This is a genomic window from Inquilinus sp. (genome assembly GCF_039594555.1).
GTDB lineage: Bacteria > Pseudomonadota > Alphaproteobacteria > DSM-16000 > Inquilinaceae > Inquilinus.
Genome location: NZ_JBCNNF010000067.1, coordinates 1 through 22,001 on the forward strand (window position 1 = coordinate 1; position 22,001 = coordinate 22,001).

The following is a 22,001-nucleotide window of genomic DNA, read 5'->3' on the forward strand; positions in this document are numbered from 1 at the left end:
GGGAGCGGGCGCCGGAGATCGCAGTCAGGGCGATCGCCAGGCCCGCCGATCCGGAGGATGCCGAGCGCGTCCGGTCCCTGGTCCGGGAGAAGCTGACCGAGGACGAGATCCTCGACGTGCAGATCGATACCCTGTCACCGGAAGAGTTCGTGCGCGAGGTGAGCCGCAGGATCGGCCTCCCGCCCGACCCGTCCTGGCTGCCGCCGGGCTGCATCGACGAAGCAGCGACCGTCGATGTCGTGGCCGAGAGCGCCGAACCTGCCGAGGCTTGGCCCCGACCGGCGGATGAATCCGCCGCCGGCCGGCTCATGCCGGCGCCGCGGAAACCCGACAGCAGCTGAGGGCCTGCACTTGGCATTCACACCTCGTCATTGCGAGGAGGCGAAGCCGACGAAGCAATCCATCTGTCCGCTCATGCTGCTGCATGGATTGCTTCGCTGCGCTCGCAATGACGATGTGGTTGGAGAGTCAGCGCAAGGTTGGGTTCGCGATGCGAACCCAACCCGCCGCTTGAGCCTCTGCTGGGCTCGCTGCGCGAACCAACCACCGAATGCTCACCGGCCTGCCCGGCCTTCCACACTCCCCCTCCCCTTGCGGGAGGGGGTTGGGGGGAGGGGTCTGCGCGCGTCCGCGCGCGTGGCGCTATGTCGTCTCGAAGTCGACCGCGCTCCTGGACTGCAGTTGCAGGCTCCAGCCGAGAGAGCCCCCTCCCCCTACCCCCTCCCGCAAGGGGAGGGGGAGGATAGAAGGGATGGCCCGCCCGCCCCTGCCCTTCCGGCCGCCCGCTCACGCGTCCTGCGACGCGTCCAGCCCGGCGCGGCGGTGGTAGAGGTCGAGCACCATGTCGCGGCCGTCCGGGCCCAGCAGCTCCAGCGCCGCCAACGGGTGGCGCTGCGCCTCCGGCAGCAGGTCGAGCCGGTTCAGCAGCAGCGCCACCGCGCAGGCGTCACGCGGCGCCAGCAGGCGGATGTTGTCGGGATCGGATCTCGCCAGCCCCACCAGCCGGGCGAGATGGGCCACATCCTCGTCGCGATAGGTCGGCATGAACGTCTCCCTGGATCCTGGCCGGAAATCCTGCAGACCGCGTCGCAGACAGGCCAGGATGCCTCAATCCCGACAAAATCGCGTGTGCGGCCGGCGAAATCAGGCTAGGAGGGCGGGCATCGGATCCACAAGAAGAAGATGAACCATGGCCGAAGCACCGGAGGGCGGGCTCCATCAGGGCCTGCAGCAGCGCCATCTCAGCATGATCGCGATCGGCGGTGTCATCGGCGCCGGGCTGTTCGTCGGCTCCAGCTCGATCATCGGCACGGTCGGCCCAGGCGCCTTCCTGACCTATGCGGTCACCGGCGTGCTGATCATCATGGTGATGCGCATGCTGGGCGAGATGGCGGCCGCCAACCCCTCCACCGGCTCCTTCTCCGACTATGCCCGGCTGGCGCTGGGCGACTGGGCCGGCTTCACCGTCGCCTGGCTGTACTGGTACTTCTGGGTGATCGTGGTCGGGTTCGAGGCGGTGGCCGGCGCCGGCCTGCTGCAGAAATGGCTGCCGGACGTGCCGCTGTGGGCGGCGTCGCTGGGCCTGCTGCTGCTGATGACCGCGACCAACCTCTACTCCGTCCGCTCCTTCGGCGAGTTCGAGTACTGGTTCGCCGGCATCAAGGTGGCGACCATCGTCGTGTTCCTGCTGCTCGGCTGCGCCTATGTCTTCGGGCTGTGGCCGGGCCACGCCATGGACTTCTCCAACCTGACGCCGGCGGCCGGCTTCCTGCCGAACGGGGTCGGGGCGATCTTCTCCGGCATCGTTGTCGTGGTGTTCTCGATGGTCGGCGCCGAGATCGCCACCATCGCCGCGGCCGAGGCCAAGGACCCGGAGCGCGCGGTGGTCAAGGCCACCCGCTCGGTCGTCGTCCGCATCCTGATCTTCTACATCGGCTCGGTGTTCCTGCTGACCGTGATCCTGCCCTGGGACAGCCTGGCGCCGAAGCAGTCGCCCTTCGTCGTCGCCTTCGAGCGGATGGGCATCGCCTGGGCCGCCGACCTGATGAATGCCGTGGTGCTGACGGCGGTGCTGTCCTGCCTGAACTCCGGCCTCTACACCGCCTCGCGCATGCTGTTCGTGCTGGCCGGCCGGCGCGAGGCTCCGGGCGGCCTGACCCGCACCACCAAAAGCGGCGTGCCGGCGCGGGCGATCCTGGCCTCGACCCTGATCGGCTATCTCTCGGTCATCGCCGCCTATGTCTCGCCGGATACGGTGTTCCTGTTCCTCCTGAACTCCTCCGGCGCGGTCATCCTGTTCGTCTATCTGATGATCGCCGTGTCGCAGCTGGTGCTGCGCCCGCGCACGCCGCCAGAGCGGCTGCGGGTGAAGATGTGGCTCTACCCCGTGCTCACCCTCCTCACCATCGCCGGCATGGTGGCGGTGCTGGTGGCGATGTGGTTCCAGGACGACACCCGGTCGCAGATCATCCTCAGCCTCGCCTCGGCCGCGGTGGTCGTCGTCGCCTGGGGGCTGCGGCGCGCGGTGTTCGGCAACGCGCCGGCGCCGGCGGAGTAGCGGCGCGCGGGCCTGGCCTAGACCGTCAGGTCCGCTCGCATCCGCGGCAGGGTCCGGCCGGGAATGGCGTCCGACGGCGCCCGGCCGACCGTCTCTGCGCCCATCGCCCGGTAGAAGGGCTCGGCCCCCGGATCGGCCAGGATCCACAGCGCGGTTGCGCCGCCGCGGCGGGCCGCATCGGCGGCATGACGCCACAGCGTCCGGCCGGCCCCCTGCCCCATCGCCGCCGGGTCGACGAACAGCAGCTCGACCTCGGCCTCGGCGCCCGAGACGCTGACCGAGACCATGCCGAGCGGCCGGTCGTCAGGGTCCACCGCGACGGCGATGCCGCCGGCCCGGATCATCTCCGGCGTCACCCGCAGCACGTCGACCACCTGGGCCATGAAGGCGGCGTCATAGCCCCAATGCGCCTTCGACCGCAGCACCAGCGCCGACAGCGCCTCGGCCTCCTCCGGCCGGGCCGGGCGGATGGGAACGGATCGGTCCTCGCGCGTCATGGTCATGCTCTCGCAGAATGCGATTCTGTCCCTGGATACCACGGCCCAACGAAAAAGGGCCCCTTGCGGGGCCCTTTCCCAGTCCGGAGACGATCCGGATCAGAGTCCGTTTTGAAACTCGCTGCGATGAGTCAGCTGGCGTGGTTTTCGAGAACCGGAGCGCAGCGGGCGTTGGCCCGTGAGCACCGGAAGCGCAGAAAACCGCGTCAGATGGCCATCGCAGTAGAGTTTCGAGACGGGCTCTCAGTTCTTGGCCTTGTCGACCAGCTTGTTCTTGGCGATCCACGGCATCATCGCGCGCAGCTTCTCGCCGACCTTCTCGATGTCATGCTCGGCCTGGCGGCGGCGGGTGGCCTTGAAGCTGGCCTGGCCGACCTTGTTCTCGAGCATCCAGTCGCGGGTGAAGCGGCCGGACTGGATGTCGTCCAGCACGCGCTTCATCTCGGCCTTCGTCTCCGAGGTGATGATCCGCGGGCCGGTGACGTAGTCGCCGTACTCGGCGGTGTTGGAGATCGAGTAGCGCATGTTGGCGATGCCGCCCTCATACATCAGGTCGACGATCAGCTTGACCTCGTGCAGGCACTCGAAATAGGCCATCTCCGGCGCGTAGCCGGCCTCGACCAGGGTCTCGTAGCCGGCCATGATCAGCGCGGTCAGGCCGCCGCACAGCACCACCTGCTCACCGAACAGGTCGGTCTCGCACTCTTCCTTGAAGGTGGTCTCGATGATGCCGGCGCGGCCGCCGCCGATCGCCGAGGCGTAGGACAGGCCGATGTCGAGCGCCGCGCCGGTCGAGTTCTGGTCGACCGCGATCAGGCAGGGCACGCCGCCGCCCTTCTGGTACTCCGAGCGCACGGTGTGGCCCGGGCCCTTCGGCGCCACCATGAACACGTCCAGGTCCTTGCGCGGCACGATCAGGTTGAAGTGCACGTTCAGGCCGTGCGCGAAGGCGATGGCGGCGCCTTCCTTCATGTTCGGCGCCAGGTCGCGGGCGTAGATGTCGGCCTGCAGCTCGTCCGGCGTGCACATCATCAGCACGTCGCCCCAGGCCGCGGCCTCGGCCGGCGACATCACGGTGAAGCCGGCAGCCTCGGCCTTCTTCACGGTCGGGCTCTCGGGGCGCAGCGCGATGCGCACATCCTTGACGCCGCTGTCCCGCAGATTGGCGGCATGGGCATGGCCCTGGCTGCCATAGCCGACAATCACCACCTTCTTCGACTTGATCAGGTTCACATCCGCGTCGCGGTCGTAATACACGCGCATTGCTCTGTCCTCTCACACGGGGCCGGGCGGCCCGGCCTTTCTCTACGATGACGGGACCTGCCGGCTGCTGGCAACCGGCAGGTTTGGGGGGAATTACCTGGCGGCGCTCAGCAGCCCTTCAGGCCCCCGGGCGATGGCGACGACGCCGGTCCGGCTGACATCCACCAGCCCGAGCGGGATCATCAGCTGGATGAAGGCGTCGATCTTCTGGGATGAGCCGGTGACCTCGAAGACGAAGCTCTCGGTCGTCGAATCCACGGCGCGGGCCCGGAACACGTCGGCGATGCGCAGGCTCTCGATGCGCTTGTCGCCGGCGCCGCGGACCTTGACCAAGGCCAGCTCGCGCTCGACCGCCGGGCCGTCCAGCGTCAGGTCGTGCACGCTGTGCACCAGCACCAGCCGGTCCAGCTGGGCCTTGATCTGCTCGATGATCATCGGCGTGCCGGAGGTGACGACGGTGATGCGGGACAGGTCCCGCGCCGCGTCGACCTCGGCCACGGTCAGGCTCTCGATGTTGTAGCCGCGGCCGGAGAACAGGCCGATGACGCGGGCCAGCGCGCCGGGCTCGTTGTCCACCAGCACGGCGATGGTATGGGTTTCGATCTGGGTCTGCGGGGTGGTCATGGTCGATCCAGCAAGGTCACGAGACGAGGGTCGCGGCCATCCTGTCGTCGGATGGCCGCGGCGAAGGGCGTCGTCCGCGCCTTATACGAGCACCATCCCCTCCTCCGAGGTCGGCTTGGCGGCCTGGTCGGCCGGGCCCAGCAGGATCTCGTTATGGGCCGCACCGCCCGGGATCATCGGGAAGCAGTTCTCCATCTTGGAGACCTGCATGTCGACCACCACCGGGCCCTTGATCCGCAGCATCTCGCGGATGATGTCGTCGGCCTCGCCCATGCAGGTGGCGCGCAGACCCGTGAGACCGAAGGCCTCGGCCAGCTTGACGAAGTCCGGCAGCGCCTCCGAATAGCTCTCGGAGTAGCGCTCGCCGTGCAGCAGCTCCTGCCACTGCCGCACCATGCCCATCCAGAAGTTGTTGACGATGAAGATCTTCACCGGCAGCCGGTACTGGGCGATGGTCGACAGCTCCTGGATGTTCATCAGCGTCGACGCCTCGCCGCCGACGTCGATCACCAGGGCATCGGGATGCGCGATCTGCACCCCGACCGCGGCCGGTAGGCCGTAGCCCATGGTGCCGAGCCCGCCCGAGGTCATCCAACGGTTCGGCTTCTGGAACGGGATCAGCTGCGCCGCCCACATCTGGTGCTGGCCGACCTCGGTGGTGATGTAGACGTCGTCGCGGTCGGCGGTCAGTTCGCCCAGCCGCTTGATCGCGTATTGCGGCTTGATGATCGCGTCATGCGCCCGGTCCTGGCTGAACTGCAGGCAGTTGCGCGCCTGCCACTGCCGGATCTGGCCCCACCAGCCGGCGATCGCCTTCTCGCGCGACTTGTAGCCGCGGCGCTTCCACACCTCGACCATCGCCCGGATCGCCTTGCCGGCGTCGGCGACGATCGGCAGCTCGACATGGACGTTCTTGTTGATCGAGGACGGGTCGATGTCGACATGGATCTTGGTGGCGCCTGGCGAGAAGGCGCTGATCTTGCCCGTCACCCGGTCGTCGAAGCGCGAACCCAGCGCGACCATCAGGTCGGAACCATGCATCGCCAGGTTGGCCTCGTAGGTGCCGTGCATGCCGAGCATGCCCAGGAACCGCGGGTCCGACGCCGGCAGGGCGCCCAGGCCCATCAGGGTCGAGGTGCAGGGGAAGCCGGTCAGCTCGACCAGCTCGCGCAGCGCCGCCGACGCCTCCGGGCCCGAGTTGATGAGGCCGCCGCCGGTGTACAGGATCGGCCGCTCGGCCTTGGCCATCAGCTCGACCGCCTGCTCGATCAGCTCCGCGTCCGGCTCGGCCCGCGGCCGGTAGGTGCGATGCTCGACATGCTCCGGCGGGGTGTAGACACCATCGGCGAACTGCACATCCTTCGGCAGGTCGATCACCACCGGGCCGGGCCGGCCGCTGCGGGCGACGTAGAACGCCTCATGCACCGTGCGGGCGACGTGGTTGGCGTCCTTCACCAGGTAGTTGTGCTTGGTGCAGGGCCGGGTGATGCCGGTGGTATCGGCCTCCTGGAACGCATCGTTGCCGATCAGATGGGTCGGCACCTGCCCGGTCAGGCAGACGATCGGGATCGAATCCATCAGCGCGTCGGTCAGGCCGGTGACCGCGTTGGTCGCGCCCGGGCCCGAGGTTACGAGGACGACGCCGACCTTGCCGGTCGAACGGGCATAGCCTTCCGCTGCGTGCACCGCCGCCTGTTCGTGCCGGACCAGGATGTGGCGGATCGCGTTCTGCTTGAAGATCGCGTCGTAGATCGGAAGGACAGCCCCGCCCGGATACCCGAAGATAACCTCTACGCCCTGGTCCCGAAGGGCACGCAGGACGATTTCGGCTCCGGTCAGCGTTTCTGTCGACATGGTAACCTCGGTATTGCGGCCCCCTCCGGGCCGCGACGTTCAACGTTGGGGATCAACGAGGGTCGGCAAGCTAGACGGCGGAATCCGGCAGGTCAACCGGAATTGCGAAGAAAAGACAAAGTTTCAGCCGCAATTTTTTCCGAATATTGCGCATGAGCGACATGGCTGCGTTGCACCCTTGCGCCCGCGGCCGGGATCTGGTGCCGGAACCAGGTGGTCTGGCGCTTGGCCAGGTTGCGCGTCGCCTGCTGCGCCCGGGCGATCGCGGCCTCCAGCTCGACCTCGCCGCGGAGATGGGCCGCCAGCTCCGGCACCCCGACCGCCTTCATCGCCGGCAGCTCCGGGTCCAGGCCCAGCGCCAGCAGCGCTCGCGCCTCCTCCAGGCCCCCGGCCGCGACCATGGCCCGGAACCGGCCGTCGCAGGCGGCATAGAGCGCGTCGCGCGGCGGCGCCAGCACGACCCAGTCGAACGCCATGCCCGGCGGCGGGCCGGAGCCGGGGTCGAGCTGCCAGTCGGCCAGCGAGCGGTTGGTCGCGACCATCACCTCCCACGCCCGGATCATCCGCTGGCTGTCGCCGGGCGCGAGGCGCTGGGCCATCTTCGGGTCCCAGCGCATCAGCTCGGCATGGAAGGCCTCGCCGCCCAGGGTCTCGTGCAGCTCGACCGTGGCGCGGCGGATCTCCTCCGGCACCGTCGGCACCGGGCTCAGCCCCTCGGTCAAAGCGCGGAGATAGAGGCCGGTGCCGCCGACCACGATCGGCCGCTTCCCGGCCTTCCGCGCCAGGCCGATCTCGGCCAGCGCCATGTCGCACCAGGCGGCGGCGGAGCATCGGTTGGAAGCCGGCAGCACGCCGTAGAGGCGATGCGGCGCCCGCGCGAGGTCGGCCGGGCCGGGCCGGGCGGTCAGGATCGACAGCTCGGCATAGACCTGCATGCTGTCGGCATTGATCACCACGCCGTCCAGCGCCCCGGCCAGGTCCAATGCCAGGGCCGACTTGCCGCTGGCCGTCGGCCCGCCGACGATGATGACGGCGGGGGGTTCGGACACAGGCACGGCCATCGTCATCGCTCACCTCGGACCCGGCGCCCGCGGGGCCTCCGGGCCGCCTCGGCGCAACGCGCGGGACAATATCGCCCCCGCCCCTATATGTCTCGCACTGCGGATGATCCGGCGAGGATGCGATGCGACTGTTCAAATGCCAGCATTGCCACCAGATGCTGTATTTCGAGAACACCGCCTGCGAGCGCTGCGGCCGGGCCCTGGGCTATCTGCCGGACATCGGGATCCTGAGCGCGGTGGAGCCGGAGGGGCCGATCTGGGTCGCTCTGGCCGACCGGCGGTCGCGCTACCGCTTCTGCGCCAATTGGGAGCTGCAGGCCTGCAACTGGATGGTGCCGGCGGACGGGGACGACGCCTTCTGCATCGCCTGCCGGCACAACCGGACCATCCCCGACCTGACCGACCCGGACAATCAGCGCCGCTGGCAGAAGATCGAGCAGGCCAAGCGGCGGCTGTTCTATTCGCTGATCAAGCTGTCTCTGCCCATCCCCACGGCGGCAAGCGGCGACCCGGAGCCGCTGATGTTCGACTTCCTGGCCGATCCCGTTGCCGGCGGGCCCAAGGTGATGACCGGACATGACAACGGCCTGATCACCCTGTCGCTGAAGGAGGCGGACGACGCCGACCGCGAGGCCACGCGCACCGCGATGGGCGAGCCATACCGCACCCTGCTGGGCCATTTCCGGCACGAGGTGGGCCACTACTACTGGGACAGGCTGGTCCGCGACGGCGGAGAGCTGGACAGCTTCCGCGCCCTGTTCGGCGACGAGCGGGCGGATTACGGCGCCGCGCTCCAGACCTATTACGACCAGGGCGCGCCGGCCGGCTGGCAGCAGGGCTTCGTCAGCGCCTATGCCACGGCCCACCCCTGGGAGGACTGGGCGGAGACCTGGGCGCATTACCTGCACATCGTCGACACGCTGGAGATCGCCGGCGCCTTCGGCCTCGAGGTCAGCCCCGGCATCACCGACGACCCGGCGCTCGAGACCGACATCCGGTTCGACCCGCACCGCGTCCGCGACGTGCAGACGCTGATCGACGCCTGGCTGCCGCTGACCTATGCCGTCAACTGCCTGAACCGCTCGATGGGCCAACCGGATCTCTACCCCTTCGTCATCGCCCCACGGGTGGTCGGAAAGATGGGATACATCCACGACCTGATCCATCGGTCCCGACGAAACTCGTCAAAGCGCGCATAGACAGGGACGGCGGCGCTGCGGCATAGACGGTCGCCTGTGCTGGGAGCTGCGCCGCGCCATGGATCTCGTCCTCACCCTCACCACCGCCCCGGACCAACCGGTCCTCGACGACGCGCTGACCCGCCATGTGCGCAACGCGCTGGCGATCGCCGGCGGAACGCCGGGCGCGGTCGACTGGCTGGCGCCGGGCGTCGCCTGCGATATCGCATTCACCGCGGCCGATGCCAAGGCGGCGCAGGCGGCGGCGCGGCTGTCGCTGGCCGGCCAGCCGGTCGACGCCAATGTCGTGCCGGCCCAGGGGCGCCGCAAGCGGCTGCTGGTCGCCGACATGGATGCCACCATCGTCGAGGCCGAGACGCTGGACGAACTGGCCGCCCTGGCCGGCGTCGCCGACCGGGTGGTGCCGATCACCGAGCGGGCGATGCGCGGCGAGATCAATTTCCGCGAGGCGGTGGTCGAGCGCGTGGCCCTGCTGGAAGGCCAGCCCCGGTCGATCATCGACCGCGCTTTGGCCGATCTGCGCTACACGCCCGGCGGCCGCACCCTGGTGGCGACGATGCGGGCGAACGGCGCCTATTGCGCCCTGGTCTCCGGCGGCTTCGACGCCTTCACCGGCCCGGTGGCCGCGGCGGTCGGCTTCGACCGGTCGGAGGGCAACCACCTGATCGAGGCCGACGGCAAGCTGACCGGCCGGGTGCGCGAGCCGATCCTGGGCAAGGACGCCAAGCGCGCGCTGCTGGTCGAGATGGCGGAGGCCCGCGGCATCGGCCTGGACGATGCGGTCACGGTCGGCGACGGCGCCAACGACATCCCGATGCTGCAGGCCGCCGGCCTGGGAGTCGGCTTCCGGGCCAAGCCGCTGGTGCGGGAGTCGGTGCCGGTGTCGGTGACCCATGGCGACCTGACCGCCCTCCTCTACCTGCAGGGCTATCGCGCGGCGGAGTTCGCGGCGGCCTAGGCGTGTACCGCAAGATCGCCTCCGTCGGCGGGCTGACGCTCGCCAGCCGCGTGCTCGGCCTGGTGCGCGACCAGATCATCGCCGCGGTGCTGGGCGCCGGGCCGGTGGCTGACGCGTTCTTCCTGGCCAACCGGCTGCCGAACCACTTCCGATCGCTGTTCGCTGAGGGCGCCTTCAACGTCGCCTTCCTGCCGAATTTCACCACCACGCTGCAGCGCGAGGGCAAGGCCAAGGCGCTGGCCCTGGCCGAGCAGGTGCAGGCGATCCTGCTGGCCGTGCTGCTGGTGGTGCTGGTCGCGGCGCTGGCGGCCATGCCCTGGCTGATCTCGGTGATGGAGCCGGGCAGCGCCACCGCGGCGCAGACCGACCTGAAGGTCGAGCTGACCCGGATCACCTTCCCCTACCTCCTGTTCATGTCGCTGGTGTCGCTGCAGGGCGGCGTGCTGAACGGTCTGGGCCGGTTCGGTGCCGCCGCGGCCGCGCCGATCCTCCTGAACCTGTTCATGATCGGCGCGGTGCTGGGGCTGACGCCGTTCCTGCCGACCGCCGGCCACGCCCTGGCCTGGGGCGTGTTCCTGTCCGGCATCGCCCAGTTCCTGTACCTGGAATGGGACATGCGGCGGGCCGGCGCCTCGCTGCGGCTGGTGTGGCCGCAGCTGTCGCCCGGCGTGCGCAAGTTCTTCCGGGCGCTGGGGCCGGCGACCCTGGGTGCCGGCATGGCCCAGATCAGCGTCTTCGCCGACACCATCATCGCCCAGGCGCTGCCGACCGGCGCCCAGTCCTACCTGAACTATGCCGACCGGCTGAACCAGCTGCCGCTCGGCGTCATCGGCATCGCCGTCGGCACCGTGCTGCTGCCGGAGGTGACGCGCCGCCTCGCCGCCGACGACCATGAGGGCGCGCTGGCCAGCCAGAACCGGGCGATCGAGCTGACGCTGGCCCTCACCCTGCCCTTCGCCATCGCCTTCCTGGTGGCGGCGGAGCCGATCCTGGCGGCGATGTTCGAGCGCGGGCGGTTCACCGCCATCGACAGCCACCAGTCGGCCCTGACCCTGACCGCCTACGCCTTCGGCCTGCCCGCCGTGGTGCTGGTGCGCTGCCTGCTGCCCGGCTTCTACGCCCGCGGCGACACGGCGACGCCGGTCAAGATCGCGGTGGCCACCGTGGCGCTGAATGTCGGGCTGAAGATCGCGCTGATGGATTCGCTGTCCCAGGTCGGCCTCGCCGTCGGCACCTCGGCCGGGGTGTGGCTGAACATCGTGCTGCTGGCCTGGGTGCTGCACCGGCGCGGCCATTTCCGGCTCGACGCCGCGGCGCGGCGCCGGCTGCCGCGCATGGTGCTGGCCGGGGCGGTGATGGCGGCGGCGCTGTGGGGCCTGCTGGTCGTGGCCGCGCCGGCGCTGGCCGGCCGCTCCGACCTGCTGGCGATTGCGACCGTGCTGGCGGTGCTGGCCGTGGCCGGCCTGATCTACCTCGCCGCCCTGTTCGGCCTCGGCGCCCTGCGGCGCGAGGACCTGCGGCGGCTGCGGCGGCGGGGATAGTCTCCGGATGAAGAGAGGGCGCCGCCAGTCTGGCGACGCCCTCGATACTCCCGCGCGTCATGCCCAGGCTTGACCCGGGCATCCAGAAGATGTCGAGACCCTCTGGATTGCCGGGTCAAGCCCGGCAATGACAGATGGGGTTTCGTCTGGCTATGCCTCAGCCCGGACCGACCGGCAGGGCGACGAAGCGCAGGTCGCCGCCGCTCTCGACCAGCAGCAGCACCGATTTGCGGCCGCCGTCGCGGGCCTCGGTCACCTTCTTGGCGACGTCTCCGGGGTTCGCCACCTCGGCCTGGCCGACCTCGACGATCACGTCGCCGGGCTTCAGCCCCTTCTCCGCCGCCGGCGACCCGCCGGTGACGGCGGTGACGACGACGCCCTTCTGGTCGTCGCCCAGCGAGTACTGCTTCTTCAGCGCATCGGTCAGCGCCGACAGCGTCACGCCGAGGGAGCCGAGCTCCTGCGGCTTGGTGGCGTCGGGCTTGCTGTCCGGCGTGTCGGAGGCCAGCAGGCCGGACTGCTCGGCGGCCTCGAGCTCGCCCAGCGTCACCGGCAGGTCCTTGCGGGCGCCCTTGCGCCAGACGGTGACCGTGACCTGCTTGTCCACCGGCGTGTCGGCGACCACGCGCGGCAGGCGCCGGCTCTCGGTGATCGGCTTGCCATCGAACTGCAGGATGACGTCGCCGGTCTCGATCCCGGCCTTGGCCCCCGGGCCGCCGTCGGTGACACCGGCCACCAGCGCGCCCTCCGGCTTCGCCAGACCCAGGCTCTCGGCGATCTCCGGCGTCACCGACTGGATCCGCACGCCGAGCCAGCCGCGCTTGGTGCGGCCGAACTCGATGATCTGGTCGACCACGCCGCGGGCCAGCGCCGACGGGATGGCGAAGCCGATGCCGACCGACCCGCCCGAGGGCGAGTAGATCGCGGTGTTGATGCCGATCACCTGCCCGTCCATGTTGAACATCGGGCCGCCGGAATTGCCGCGGTTGATGGCGGCATCGGTCTGCAGGAAGTCGTCATAGGGGCCGGCATTGATCTCGCGCGACCGGGCCGAGATGATGCCGGCGGTCACGGTGCCGCCGAGGCCGAACGGGTTGCCGATCGCCAGCACCCAGTCGCCGACCCGCATCTTGTCGCTGTCGCCGAAATCGACGAAGGGCAGCTTCTTGTCGGTCTCGACCTTCAGCACCGCCAGGTCGGTCTTGTCGTCGCGGCCGATCAGCTTGGCGTCGAGGCTGGTGTTGTCGTGCAGGACGACGGTGATCTGCTCGGCGCCCTCGATCACATGGTAGTTGGTGACGATGTAACCGTTGTCGCGGACGATGAAGCCGGAGCCCAGCGCCGTGGCGTTGTGCGGCCGCGGCCGGTCGCCTTGGCCCTGGCCGCGCCGGTTGAAGAAGTCGCGGAAGAACTCGTCGAACGGCGATCCCGGCGGGAATTGCGGCATCTCCGGCAGGTCCTGGCCGTCCTGGACCTTCTGGGTGGTCGAGATGTTGACCACCGCCGGCACCAGCTTCTCGGCCAGGTCGGCGAAGCTGTCGGGCGCCGGCGCGGCGCGGGCCACGCCTGACGCCAGGATGGCGGCCATCAGCATGGCCGTCATGACCAGCACCGTCATGGCCCAGCGCAGCAGGGCAGTCTCTCCCACGGCGCGGGCGACGGCGACGGGGCCGGTCGGGCGGCGGGCAATCGGTCTGGTCACGGACGCTCTCCCTCGCTCAAAGTACAACGCCGGCCCCATTCGGAAGGCCGGCGTCGGTCATCATACACCCGATCGTGGCGAGAAACGGGCCCGCATCAGCCTGGGTTGCCAGGTGCCGCGGGCGCCGGCTGCGTCGGAACCTCGGGCACCGCCGGCGCGGGAGACGGCGCCGGGGTCGGGCCCGACGGCGTCTGCTGGGTCACCGCCGGCACCAAGCCGCGGCCGGTGGCGTCGTTGAAGTACTTGAAGAAGTCGCCCTTCGGCGACAGTACCAGCGTGGTGCCGCTCGCCCCCAGCGCCGTCCGGTAGGCCTCCAGGCTGCGATAGAAGGAGAAGAACTGCGGGTCGGCGCCATAGGCGTCGGCCTGCACCTTGATAGCGTCGGCGTCGCCCTGGCCGCGCAGCTCCTGCGCCTTGCGCTCCGCCTCGGCCAGGAGGACGGTGCGCTCGCGGTCGGCGCTGGACTTGATCTGCGCCGAGTACTCGGCGCCCTGGGCGCGGTACTGCGCCGCCTCGCGCTCGCGCTCGGAGCGCATGCGGTCATAGACCGACTGCACCGTGCCTTCCGGCACGTCGGCGCGGACGATGCGGACGTCGACGATCTCGATGCCCAACGGCTTGGCGTTGGATTCGACCTGGTCGCGGATCGACCGCATGATCGGCCCGCGCTGCTCCGACAGCACGTCGAGCTGGTTGTAGTTGCCGAGCACGTTGCGCAGCGCGTTGTTGACGAAGCTGCTGATGCGGGTGCTGGCGGTCGCCTCGTTGCGCACCGACTGGAAGAACAGCAGCGGGTCGGCGATGCGGTAGCGGGCGTAGCTGTCGACGTCGAGGCGGCGCTGGTCGGACAGGATCACCTGCTCGACCGGCGGGTCCACGTCCAGCACGCGCTTCTCGTAGAACTGCACGTTCTGGACGACCGGCAGCTTCAGCTTCAGCCCGGGCTCGGATTCGATCTTCACCACCTCGCCGAACTGCAGGACCAGCGCCTGCTCGTTCTGGCCGACGGTATAGAGGGAATCGACCAGCACCAGGCCGGCGACGACGATGACGGCGCCGAGGGCGGCAAGCTTGGCGTTCATGTTACTGCCCTCCCCGCTGGGCCGGAGCCGCGGCCGGCTTGTTGATCAGCTCGTTCAGCGGCAGGTAGGGCAGCACGCCCTGGCCGCCGACGGCGTCGTCGATCAGGATCTTGTTCGAACCCTTCAGCACGCTCTCCAGGGTCTCGAGATAGAAGCGCTCGGCCGTGATCTCCGGCGCCGCGCGGTACGACTTCAGCACCGAGGTGAAGCGGGCCGTGTCACCCTGGGCCTTGGCCACCACCTGCTCGCGATAGGCCTCGGCCTCCTGCACCACCCGCGCGGCATCACCGCGGGCGCGCGGCACGATGTCGTTGCGGTAGGTCTCGGCGTCGTTGCGCAGCCGGTCCTGGTCCTGGCGGGCGCGCTGCACGTCGTCGAAGGCGTCGATCACCTGCTGCGGCGGGGCCACCTTCTGCAGCTGCACCTGGTCGATCACCACGCCGGCCCCGGGGCGGCCCGGGGTACCGTAGCTGTCCAGCGTCGCCTGCAGCAGGCGACGGGCGTCCTGCTCGATCCGGCCGCGCGCCTCGTTCAGCGCCGGCTGGATCTCGGTGCGGCCGATCACCTCGCGCATCGCGCTCTCGGCCGCCACTTTCACCGTGGCGTCGGCGTTCTTGATGTTGAACAGATAGGCGACCGGGTCGGAGATGCGCCACAGCACGACGAAATCGATGTCGATGATGTTCTCGTCGCCGGTCAGCATCTGGCTCTCATCCGGCACGTCGCGCGGGCTGGCCCGCCCTTCGCCGCTGCTGAAGCCGATCTCGATCCGGTTCTGCGTCGTCACCGACGGCTTGGTCACCGTCTCGATCGGCGCCGGCAGGTGATAGCGCAGGCCGGGCTGCTCGGTCCTGACATAGGCGCCGAATCGCTGGACCACGCCGAGCTCGTCCGGCTGCACCCGGTAGATGCCGGTCAGCAGCCAGCCGATGACGATCACCACGATGGCGACCAGGACGCCGCGGCCGCCGCCGAAGCCCTTGGGCATGACCTGGCGGAACCGGTCCTGGCCGCGCCGGATCATGTCCTCGATATCGGCCTGGCTGGGACCGCCTCCCCGCCCCCAGGGATTCTGTCCGCCGCCCTGCGGTGATCCACCCCACGGTCCGCCCCCGCCGCCGCCACCGCCTTGATTACTCCACGGCATCCAGTTCCCTTCCCCCGTCGACCGCCCTGTCATCCCAGGCGCCGGATGCTATATCTCGGCGCGACGGGCAGCAAATGTGGAGCCTGTCATATTGGACAAAGGGCAGGAAGTTCAACCATGGCAAACGGCCGGGCGATGGTCACAGAAGCCGCAGTGCGCGCGGCTCTCAGCACGGTGAGGGACGAGGAGCGAGGCGGCGACCTGATCGGCCTCGGCATGATCTCCGGCCTCACCCTGCGCGACGGCCACGTGCTGTTCTCGATCGAGGTCGATCCCCAGCGGGGCCCTGCGCTGGAGCCGCTGCGCCAGGCCGCGGAGAAGGCGGTCAGCGCGATCCCCGGCGTGCTGTCGGTGACCGCGGTCCTGACCGCCCATCGCGGCGCCGGCCCCTCGGCCCCTGCCGCTGCGCCAGCCGCTGCGCCTCGGGCCGCCGCCCCGGGTGGGGCACAAAGCCGCAAGCTGCCGGTGGCCGGCATCGGCTCGATCATCGCCGTCGCCTCGGGCAAGGGCGGCGTCGGCAAGTCGACCACCGCGGTCAACCTCGCCCTCGGCCTCGTCGCCAACGGCCTCAAGGTCGGGCTGCTCGACGCCGACATCTACGGCCCGTCGATGCCGCGGATGACCGGCATCACCGGCAAGCCCAACTCGCCCGACGGCAAGAGCCTGGACCCGAAGGAGAATTACGGGCTGAAGGTGATGTCGATCGGCTTCCTGATCGACGAGGAGACGCCGATGATCTGGCGCGGCCCGATGGTGCAGTCGGCGCTGTCGCAGATGCTGCGCGACGTCAATTGGGGCCAGCTCGACGTGCTGGTGGTCGACATGCCGCCCGGCACCGGCGACGCCCAGCTGACCATGGCGCAGCAGGTGCCGCTGGCCGGCGCCGTGATCGTGTCGACGCCGCAGGACATCGCCCTGCTGGACGCGCGCAAGGGCCTCAACATGTTCCGCAAGGTCGATGTCCCGGTGCTCGGGATCATCGAGAATATGAGCTATTTCTGCTGCCCGAACTGCGGCCACCGCACCGACATCTTCAGCCATGGCGGCGCGCGGGCCGAGGCGGAGAAGCTGGGCTGCGACTTCCTGGGCGAGATCCCGCTCGACATCGCCATCCGCGAGACCTCGGATTCCGGGCAGCCGATCGTGGTATCGGCGCCGGACAGCCCGCATGCCGAGGCCTATCGCGGCATCGCCGCCCGGGTGTGGGCCAAGCTGCGCTCCGGCGCCGCCCCGGCCGCCCCCCGCATCGTGATCGAGTGACCGGTCACGACGTCACCACCTCGCCACAAATCGATCCGATAACGAGCGCGATCGCGGTACCGGGAGAAGGCCCGGCGCCAGCCCTCGGAGTGGGAGAGTAATGCGACGTTTCTGCCGGATCGCGGTGCTCGCCGCGGCCGCAGCCGGGGTGCCGGCTGCGGCGTTGGCCCAGGCCTTGCCGGATTCGGTCGAGATCCAGAACCGGCGCAGCGCCACGATCGAGGATCTGCGCGTCTCGCCCGATTTCGAGAGCTCCTGGGGCTACAACCGGCTGCGCGCATCGCCGCTGGCGCCCGGCGCCTCCGCCCGGATCCCGGTCGATGATCTCCGCGGCGGCTGCTATTTCGACGTCAAGGTGCGCCAAAACGACGGCGCCGAGGCCGAATACTGGAGCCTCAACCTGTGCAGCCGGCCCGTGATCGACCTGGACTGATCGATCACGGGTGGCCGGACCCGGTTGACCGGGCGGCCGGTCAGGGCGTGCCGCCCGTGCCGTGCTCCCGGTTCCACAGCGGCATCGGGTTGTCCGGCGTCGTGGCGCCGACAGGCTTGGCCTGGCCTTTCAGAAAATCGCGGATCTTCTGGGCCGTGGCCGGCGTGGTGAGGGTCTCGTTCTGCAGCTTCGGCAGCACGTCGCGGCGGAAGTCGGCGATGGCCTGGCGCTGCCGTGGCGTCGCCGCCTGAGCGTCGAGATCCTCGAGATACTGCGTCATGCCGTGCGCTCCGCCCTCCGGGAACAGCACGCCCTGGCCCTGCTCCGACCACTTCAGGAAGGTGTCCAGCCAGCCCGGCACCGCGAGCTGACGGAAGCCCTCGGCGTCACTGTAGGTGTTCAGCGTCATCTCGCTGTCCTGCACCGCCTTGGAGACCCCGCGCGGCGTCTCCTTCGACTTGCCTGGCGGGTCGATCTTGACCTGGCCGCGGAACTCGAGCGACAGCGCACCCGGCAGGAAGGGCACGCGCAGCTGCGGCAGCTTGAACGATCCGGTGATGCGCGTCGCTTCGGCCACGAAGGAGGCCATCGGCCCGGCCAGCCGGCGGTACATGTTGACCTGGGACGGCACCGCCGGCACCCGGCGGGTGCGGCCGCGATCGCCGCCCAGAACGCCCGGCAGACGGCCGGATACGGCATCCGGCAGCGCATCGTTCACAGCGTTGCGGGCCTGGTAGGCGGCGTTGGCGCGGATCTGGTCGGGGTTCGGCAGGCTGTCCGGCAGGCCCGGAACGCGCTCGGTCGGGTAGCGGTCGTTGAAGATGAAGTCGGCATTCGCCGCATCGGGATGCCACTGATAATCCTTGCCGGTCAGGAGGTCCGCATACCGCTCCGCCGGCTTGCCGGTGACCGCCGACAGCCGCATCCCGCTGGCCCGGCCGGGCACATAGGACACTGCACCGTCCGGGTCGATCCGTCCCTGGTCGACCAGGTCGCGGACGGTCGAAAGATCCGCGTCCGAGGCGAGCAGCAGGGCCTTGGTGTCGTCGTCGACCACGATCCGGGTCCGCATCGACAGCCGCTCATAGGTGGCCTGCATCTGCTCCCAGGCCTGCTGCGACAGCTTGGTGCCCTTAGGGATGGTGACGGTGATGTTGTCCTCCGGCCGCCGCTCGGCGCCGACCCGCCAGATCTTGTTCAGGCCGGGGATGAAGTTGCTCCAGCTGCGCGGCCGCAGCCCGACCTTCTGCTCCTCCATCAGCTTGCTGAAGCTGATGTCCTGCGGCACCTCCACGAAGGCGTCCGGATCGGCATCCTTCCCGGCGACGGTGCCGAACAGGTCCATCTCGCCCGGCTCGAGCCGGACGGTCTGAGCGTCGGGCAGCATGGCGCCCCAGTTCAGCTGCATCACGGTGCCGCTGCCGTCGGCCGCCTCGCCCACCGCCCGCACGCGCTGTAGCGTCGGCATGAAGTCGGCCTTGACCTGGGTCGGATCGGTCGCGAACAGGGCCTGCTGGCCCTGCTTCAGCACGGTCGACCCCTTGATCTGGAACACCGTCTGGTTGGAGGTGGGCATCAGCCCCGCCTCCTTGAGCGTGACGTTGCGGTATTCGCGTGGGCGCTGCGACACCGTCAGCTCCTTGCCCAGCGTCAGCCGCAACGGCTTGGTCGATCCCATCACCAGGCTGTCGATGACGGATTGGGCGATGGCCCTGTAGTTGGTCTTGGTGCTGATTGCCCCGCCGAAGGACGCCATCGTCGGCTGGCCGAGCTGCGGGGCGCCCGCCGCGTCGGTGGCCAGGTCGGCGCTGCCGAGAATGCGGACCTGGGCGCCGAGGCGGAATTCCGGCCCCTTGTTCTGCCAGCCCCAGAGCTTCGGGACATCGGCCTCCTGCCGCACTCCGCCATTGGCCTGCAGCATGTCTCGGCGATCGGCGACCCGCTGCATCATCTGCGGGTGCAGGGCGAGGTTCTGGGCGGTGCCCGGCACCGCCCCCATCACCGCCGAGATCGCCTCGTCGCGGTTCATGTGGCGGCCCTCGGTCAGCTGCGCCACCAGCTCGGCGCCGCCGAGATTGCTGACCACGTCGTTGCCGAACTGCGCGGTGACCCCGAGCCGCGAGAGACGGGTCACGTCGCCCGACGCCGTGGTCGCCTGGCCGGTGCCCTGCTGGGCCGTTTGCTGCACCGTCTGGGATGTGCCCTGCTGGGTGGTCTGCTGGACCGTCTGGGACGTCCCCTGCTGCGTCGCCTGCTGGACGGTCTGCGACGTCCCCTGCTGCGTCGCCTGCTGGACCGTCTGCGACGTGCCCTGCTGCGTTGCCTGCTGGACCGTCTGCGACGCGCCCTGCTGGGTCGCCTGCTGGACCGTCTGGGACGTGCCCTGCTGGGTCGCCTGCTGGACCGTCTGGGACGTGCCCTGCTGCGTCGCCTGGGTGGCGCCGGCCGAGGCCGAGCCGACCAGCCGCTGCACCGGGATGGCGCCCGAAATCGCGCCGGTGACCGGAGACGTGGCCAGGTAGATGCCCTGGGTCTTGGCCGAGTTCAGTATCTGCTGCCCGCCCTCGGCGGTGAACAGCTTGTTGTCGAAGGCCAGCCGCGTGGCGTCGGTGGCGAGCTGGCCGGTGCCGTTCACCACCTGCCCGACCATGCCGGAGGCCGAGGTGGCGATGACCCGCGAGCCCAGGGCCGGCAGCGCCGTGCTGGCGAGCCGCGAGGACACCGCGGCGCTGACCTTGATGCCGGCAGTGGTGGCGCCCGCCGTGCTGATCGACGACACCGCGTCGATCGCGGTGTCCTTCAGCACCGCCTTGGTGTGGTCCCAGCTGACGCCCCAGCCGTCGCCCTTGTCGCCGTCCAGGTTGACCGCATCCATGCCGAAGCCGATCAGCGAGGTGTGGCCGTCGGCATACATGTCCTTGCCCTGGACCACGGCGCTGACGTCGCCGACGGTGTCGATCAGCTGATAGGTGCCGAAGCCCGCGGCGAAGCCGGCCACGACATTGCCGCCGGTCGCCGCCGTGGTGATGATGCCGACGGTGGTCGCGGCGACGACCCGGCCGACCTCGCCGATCGTGTCCCAGGTCTTGTCGCTGTCCTCCATGTCCTTGGCGTGGTTCTTGAACTCCTCGTCGAAATTGCCGAGGACGGCGGTCACCTTCTGCTGGTACTGCGGCTCCGGCAGCCCGGTGTCGTCCGCCTTGATCTTCTTCAGGTCGTCGAGCTTGCCCTTGAGGAAGTCCTCGAACTTCTCGCCCGCACTCTTGCCCGGCGTGATCCAGCCCCAGCCCTTGCGGACGAAGCTCTGGTCGTCGAGCTTGTGGTCGACCTTGTCGAGATCGCCCTGGATCGCGGCGATCGTCTGGTCGAGCGTCTTGTCGCGCGACTGCTTCTGGACCTCGCCATCGACCTGGGTCAGCGCCTGCTGCGTCTCCTGCGACAGCCGGTCGGTTCCGACCGCCCAGCTGTTCAGGGCCTGCAGCTTCGCCTGCTGGTCGGCGGTGAGGTCGAGCTTGCCGTTGGCATCGAGATGGACGGTCTGGCGCAGCTCGCCGGCGATCGCCGATTGCACCGCATCCCAGTTGCGCTGGCTGTCGGCCGAGGCCGGGTCGTGCTCGCGGTCATAGGCCAGCGCGGTGTCGATCACCGATTCCGTCTGGGCGCTGACCGGCGACGGCCCCTGCCGGAAATAGATCTGGCCGGGGTCGATGACGCCCGGGTCCGGGAACTGCCTGTTGTCGGCGACGCCATCGGGCCCCACCAGCCCGTCCAGCGTGTCGCCCGGCTGCACCTGCCCGGCCGTCTCGTAGCCATGCGATTCGGGCGGGCGCCCCTCCGCCGCGGCACGGGCGGCCAGGGCCCGGCGGACCGCGGCCTGGAAGTCGGGATTCGTGCCGGGCAGGATCGGATTGACCGGACGTGGACCGCGTTCGATCGGCTTCAGCATGGCATCCCGCTGCCTTGGTTGACCGGTTGGTAAACCTAGGCGGATTGCGTGACGCCGTTATTTCATTTGTATGACAAAGAGGACGGTGCGCATTTTATAGGATTTTAGTCCTTTATCCTAAACGATTGTGATTTTCATCCAATCGTCATCTTTCCGGAACCGCTCATCGCCTATGGTGCCGCCTCTGGATGGAGATGATGGAGGCCGGCATGGCGATCGAAGTCGACAAGGACGGACGCATGGTCAAGGTCGAGAACGGCGTCACGACCTTCGTTCCGACCGGCCAGCAGCAGCAATGGCAGGCGGCGGTGCAGGCCGCGATGCAGCGCAACGGCACCACCGACGCCTCGAACATGCGGTTCCTGATCGCGGAGCCCGGCGATTCGCAATGGACGATGTCGCACCAGGTCGGCTCCCCCTGGAGCGAGATGACCGCCCACAACAGCTTCGCGAATGACGATCTGATCCTCGTCGGCGAGGCCATCGCCGTGCCCGCCCCCACCCCGGAAGGCGCCGCCGCCCTGGGGCCCGAGGGACGCGACGCCTTCGCCCAGAGCATCGAGACCCGCGCCAACCACGCCGCGAACGCCGAGTCCGACACGGCCATGCAGCAATGGGACGGGATCAACGCCGATATCGGGACCTATCTGAAGTCGGTGCCGCAGGATGATTTCGTCCAGGCCACCTTCGACCTCGTCGGCCATGACTATGCCGCCGAGGGTTCGGCCCATGCGCGCAGCTTCGTGATCGGCCAGGCCCTCGACGCGCTGGGCAGCGACAAGGGCGCGCAGCAGCAGATGGTCGACCAGCTGCTGGCGCAGAAATGGCCGGCCAATGGCGACGACATCAAGGCCGACGTCACGCAGGCCGCGCAGCA

General features: G+C 69.4%; 18 protein-coding genes. 8 read left to right on the plus strand and 10 right to left on the minus strand.

Annotated features, from left to right (window positions below):
- The coding region (locus ABDW35_RS09865; protein WP_343713688.1) for a hypothetical protein at positions 1 to 341 on the plus strand (341 nt) is incomplete at its 5' end.
- Positions 342 to 786: 445 nt separating this feature from the next.
- Here ABDW35_RS09865 and ABDW35_RS09870 read toward each other — a convergent pair.
- The gene (locus ABDW35_RS09870; RefSeq protein WP_343713689.1) at positions 787 to 1,044 is read right to left on the minus strand and encodes a hypothetical protein; all 258 of its coding nucleotides are present in this window, start codon (positions 1,042 to 1,044) and stop codon (positions 787 to 789) included.
- Between the two features lie 145 nt (positions 1,045 to 1,189).
- On the opposite strand from ABDW35_RS09870, the gene ABDW35_RS09875 reads away from it, so the two are divergent.
- Entirely contained in the window at positions 1,190 to 2,557 is a 1,368-nt protein-coding gene (locus ABDW35_RS09875; protein ID WP_343713690.1) for an amino acid permease, read from the plus strand.
- A 17-nt stretch (positions 2,558 to 2,574) separates the two neighbouring features.
- Here ABDW35_RS09875 and ABDW35_RS09880 read toward each other — a convergent pair whose 3' ends face one another.
- The 5 genes from ABDW35_RS09880 to miaA form a co-directional block, all read right to left on the minus strand.
- On the minus strand, positions 2,575 to 3,054 hold the full coding sequence (locus ABDW35_RS09880; protein ID WP_343713691.1) for a GNAT family N-acetyltransferase: 480 nt from the start codon (positions 3,052 to 3,054) through the stop codon (positions 2,575 to 2,577).
- A 243-nt stretch (positions 3,055 to 3,297) separates the two neighbouring features.
- Positions 3,298 to 4,317, minus strand: a complete 1,020-nt coding sequence (gene ilvC / locus ABDW35_RS09885; RefSeq protein ID WP_343713692.1) for a ketol-acid reductoisomerase — start codon at positions 4,315 to 4,317, stop codon at positions 3,298 to 3,300.
- A 93-nt stretch (positions 4,318 to 4,410) separates the two neighbouring features.
- Positions 4,411 to 4,941: an acetolactate synthase small subunit gene (ilvN, locus tag ABDW35_RS09890; RefSeq protein ID WP_343713693.1), complete on the minus strand. Its 531-nt coding sequence runs from the start codon at positions 4,939 to 4,941 to the stop codon at positions 4,411 to 4,413.
- 81 nt (positions 4,942 to 5,022) lie between these two features.
- Positions 5,023 to 6,795: an acetolactate synthase 3 large subunit gene (locus ABDW35_RS09895; protein WP_343713694.1), complete on the minus strand. Its 1,773-nt coding sequence runs from the start codon at positions 6,793 to 6,795 to the stop codon at positions 5,023 to 5,025.
- 92 nt (positions 6,796 to 6,887) lie between these two features.
- Positions 6,888 to 7,844 carry a tRNA (adenosine(37)-N6)-dimethylallyltransferase MiaA gene (gene miaA / locus ABDW35_RS09900; RefSeq protein ID WP_343713695.1) on the minus strand — a complete coding sequence of 319 codons (957 nt, stop codon included), beginning with the start codon at positions 7,842 to 7,844 and terminating at the stop codon, positions 6,888 to 6,890.
- 134 nt (positions 7,845 to 7,978) lie between these two features.
- Between miaA and ABDW35_RS09905 the strand changes: the two genes are divergently transcribed.
- From ABDW35_RS09905 to murJ, 3 genes are read left to right on the plus strand one after another with little or no spacing between them, the layout of a single operon-like run.
- Positions 7,979 to 9,055, plus strand: a complete 1,077-nt coding sequence (locus tag ABDW35_RS09905; protein WP_343713696.1) for a putative zinc-binding peptidase — start codon at positions 7,979 to 7,981, stop codon at positions 9,053 to 9,055.
- A 58-nt stretch (positions 9,056 to 9,113) separates the two neighbouring features.
- Complete coding sequence (gene serB / locus ABDW35_RS09910; RefSeq protein ID WP_343713697.1) at positions 9,114 to 10,013, plus strand: phosphoserine phosphatase SerB; 900 nt, start codon at positions 9,114 to 9,116, stop codon at positions 10,011 to 10,013.
- A 2-nt stretch (positions 10,014 to 10,015) separates the two neighbouring features.
- Positions 10,016 to 11,554, plus strand: coding sequence for a murein biosynthesis integral membrane protein MurJ (murJ, locus tag ABDW35_RS09915; RefSeq protein WP_343713698.1), 1,539 nt, complete (start codon positions 10,016 to 10,018; stop codon positions 11,552 to 11,554).
- A 157-nt stretch (positions 11,555 to 11,711) separates the two neighbouring features.
- Here murJ and ABDW35_RS09920 read toward each other — a convergent pair whose 3' ends face one another.
- The 3 genes from ABDW35_RS09920 to hflK form a co-directional block, all read right to left on the minus strand.
- Positions 11,712 to 13,256 carry a DegQ family serine endoprotease gene (locus ABDW35_RS09920; protein ID WP_343713699.1) on the minus strand — a complete coding sequence of 515 codons (1,545 nt, stop codon included), beginning with the start codon at positions 13,254 to 13,256 and terminating at the stop codon, positions 11,712 to 11,714.
- A 95-nt stretch (positions 13,257 to 13,351) separates the two neighbouring features.
- Positions 13,352 to 14,338 (minus strand): protease modulator HflC, encoded by a 987-nt coding sequence (gene hflC / locus ABDW35_RS09925; RefSeq protein ID WP_343713700.1) that lies wholly within the window; start codon positions 14,336 to 14,338, stop codon positions 13,352 to 13,354.
- Between the two features lies 1 nt (position 14,339).
- On the minus strand, positions 14,340 to 15,518 hold the full coding sequence (hflK, locus tag ABDW35_RS09930; RefSeq protein WP_343713701.1) for an FtsH protease activity modulator HflK: 1,179 nt from the start codon (positions 15,516 to 15,518) through the stop codon (positions 14,340 to 14,342).
- Positions 15,519 to 15,602: 84 nt separating this feature from the next.
- On the opposite strand from hflK, the gene apbC reads away from it, so the two are divergent.
- Positions 15,603 to 16,745, plus strand: coding sequence for an iron-sulfur cluster carrier protein ApbC (apbC, locus tag ABDW35_RS09935; protein ID WP_343713702.1), 1,143 nt, complete (start codon positions 15,603 to 15,605; stop codon positions 16,743 to 16,745).
- 100 nt (positions 16,746 to 16,845) lie between these two features.
- On the plus strand, positions 16,846 to 17,178 hold the full coding sequence (locus ABDW35_RS09940) for a hypothetical protein (RefSeq protein ID WP_343713703.1): 333 nt from the start codon (positions 16,846 to 16,848) through the stop codon (positions 17,176 to 17,178).
- Positions 17,179 to 17,218: 40 nt separating this feature from the next.
- Here the strand turns inward: ABDW35_RS09940 and ABDW35_RS09945 are convergent, their stop codons facing one another.
- Positions 17,219 to 21,124 (minus strand): hypothetical protein, encoded by a 3,906-nt coding sequence (locus ABDW35_RS09945; protein ID WP_343713704.1) that lies wholly within the window; start codon positions 21,122 to 21,124, stop codon positions 17,219 to 17,221.
- Between the two features lie 209 nt (positions 21,125 to 21,333).
- Between ABDW35_RS09945 and ABDW35_RS09950 the strand changes: the two genes are divergently transcribed.
- On the plus strand, positions 21,334 to 22,001 hold a 668-nt coding region (locus ABDW35_RS09950), incomplete at its 3' end, for a hypothetical protein (RefSeq protein ID WP_343713705.1).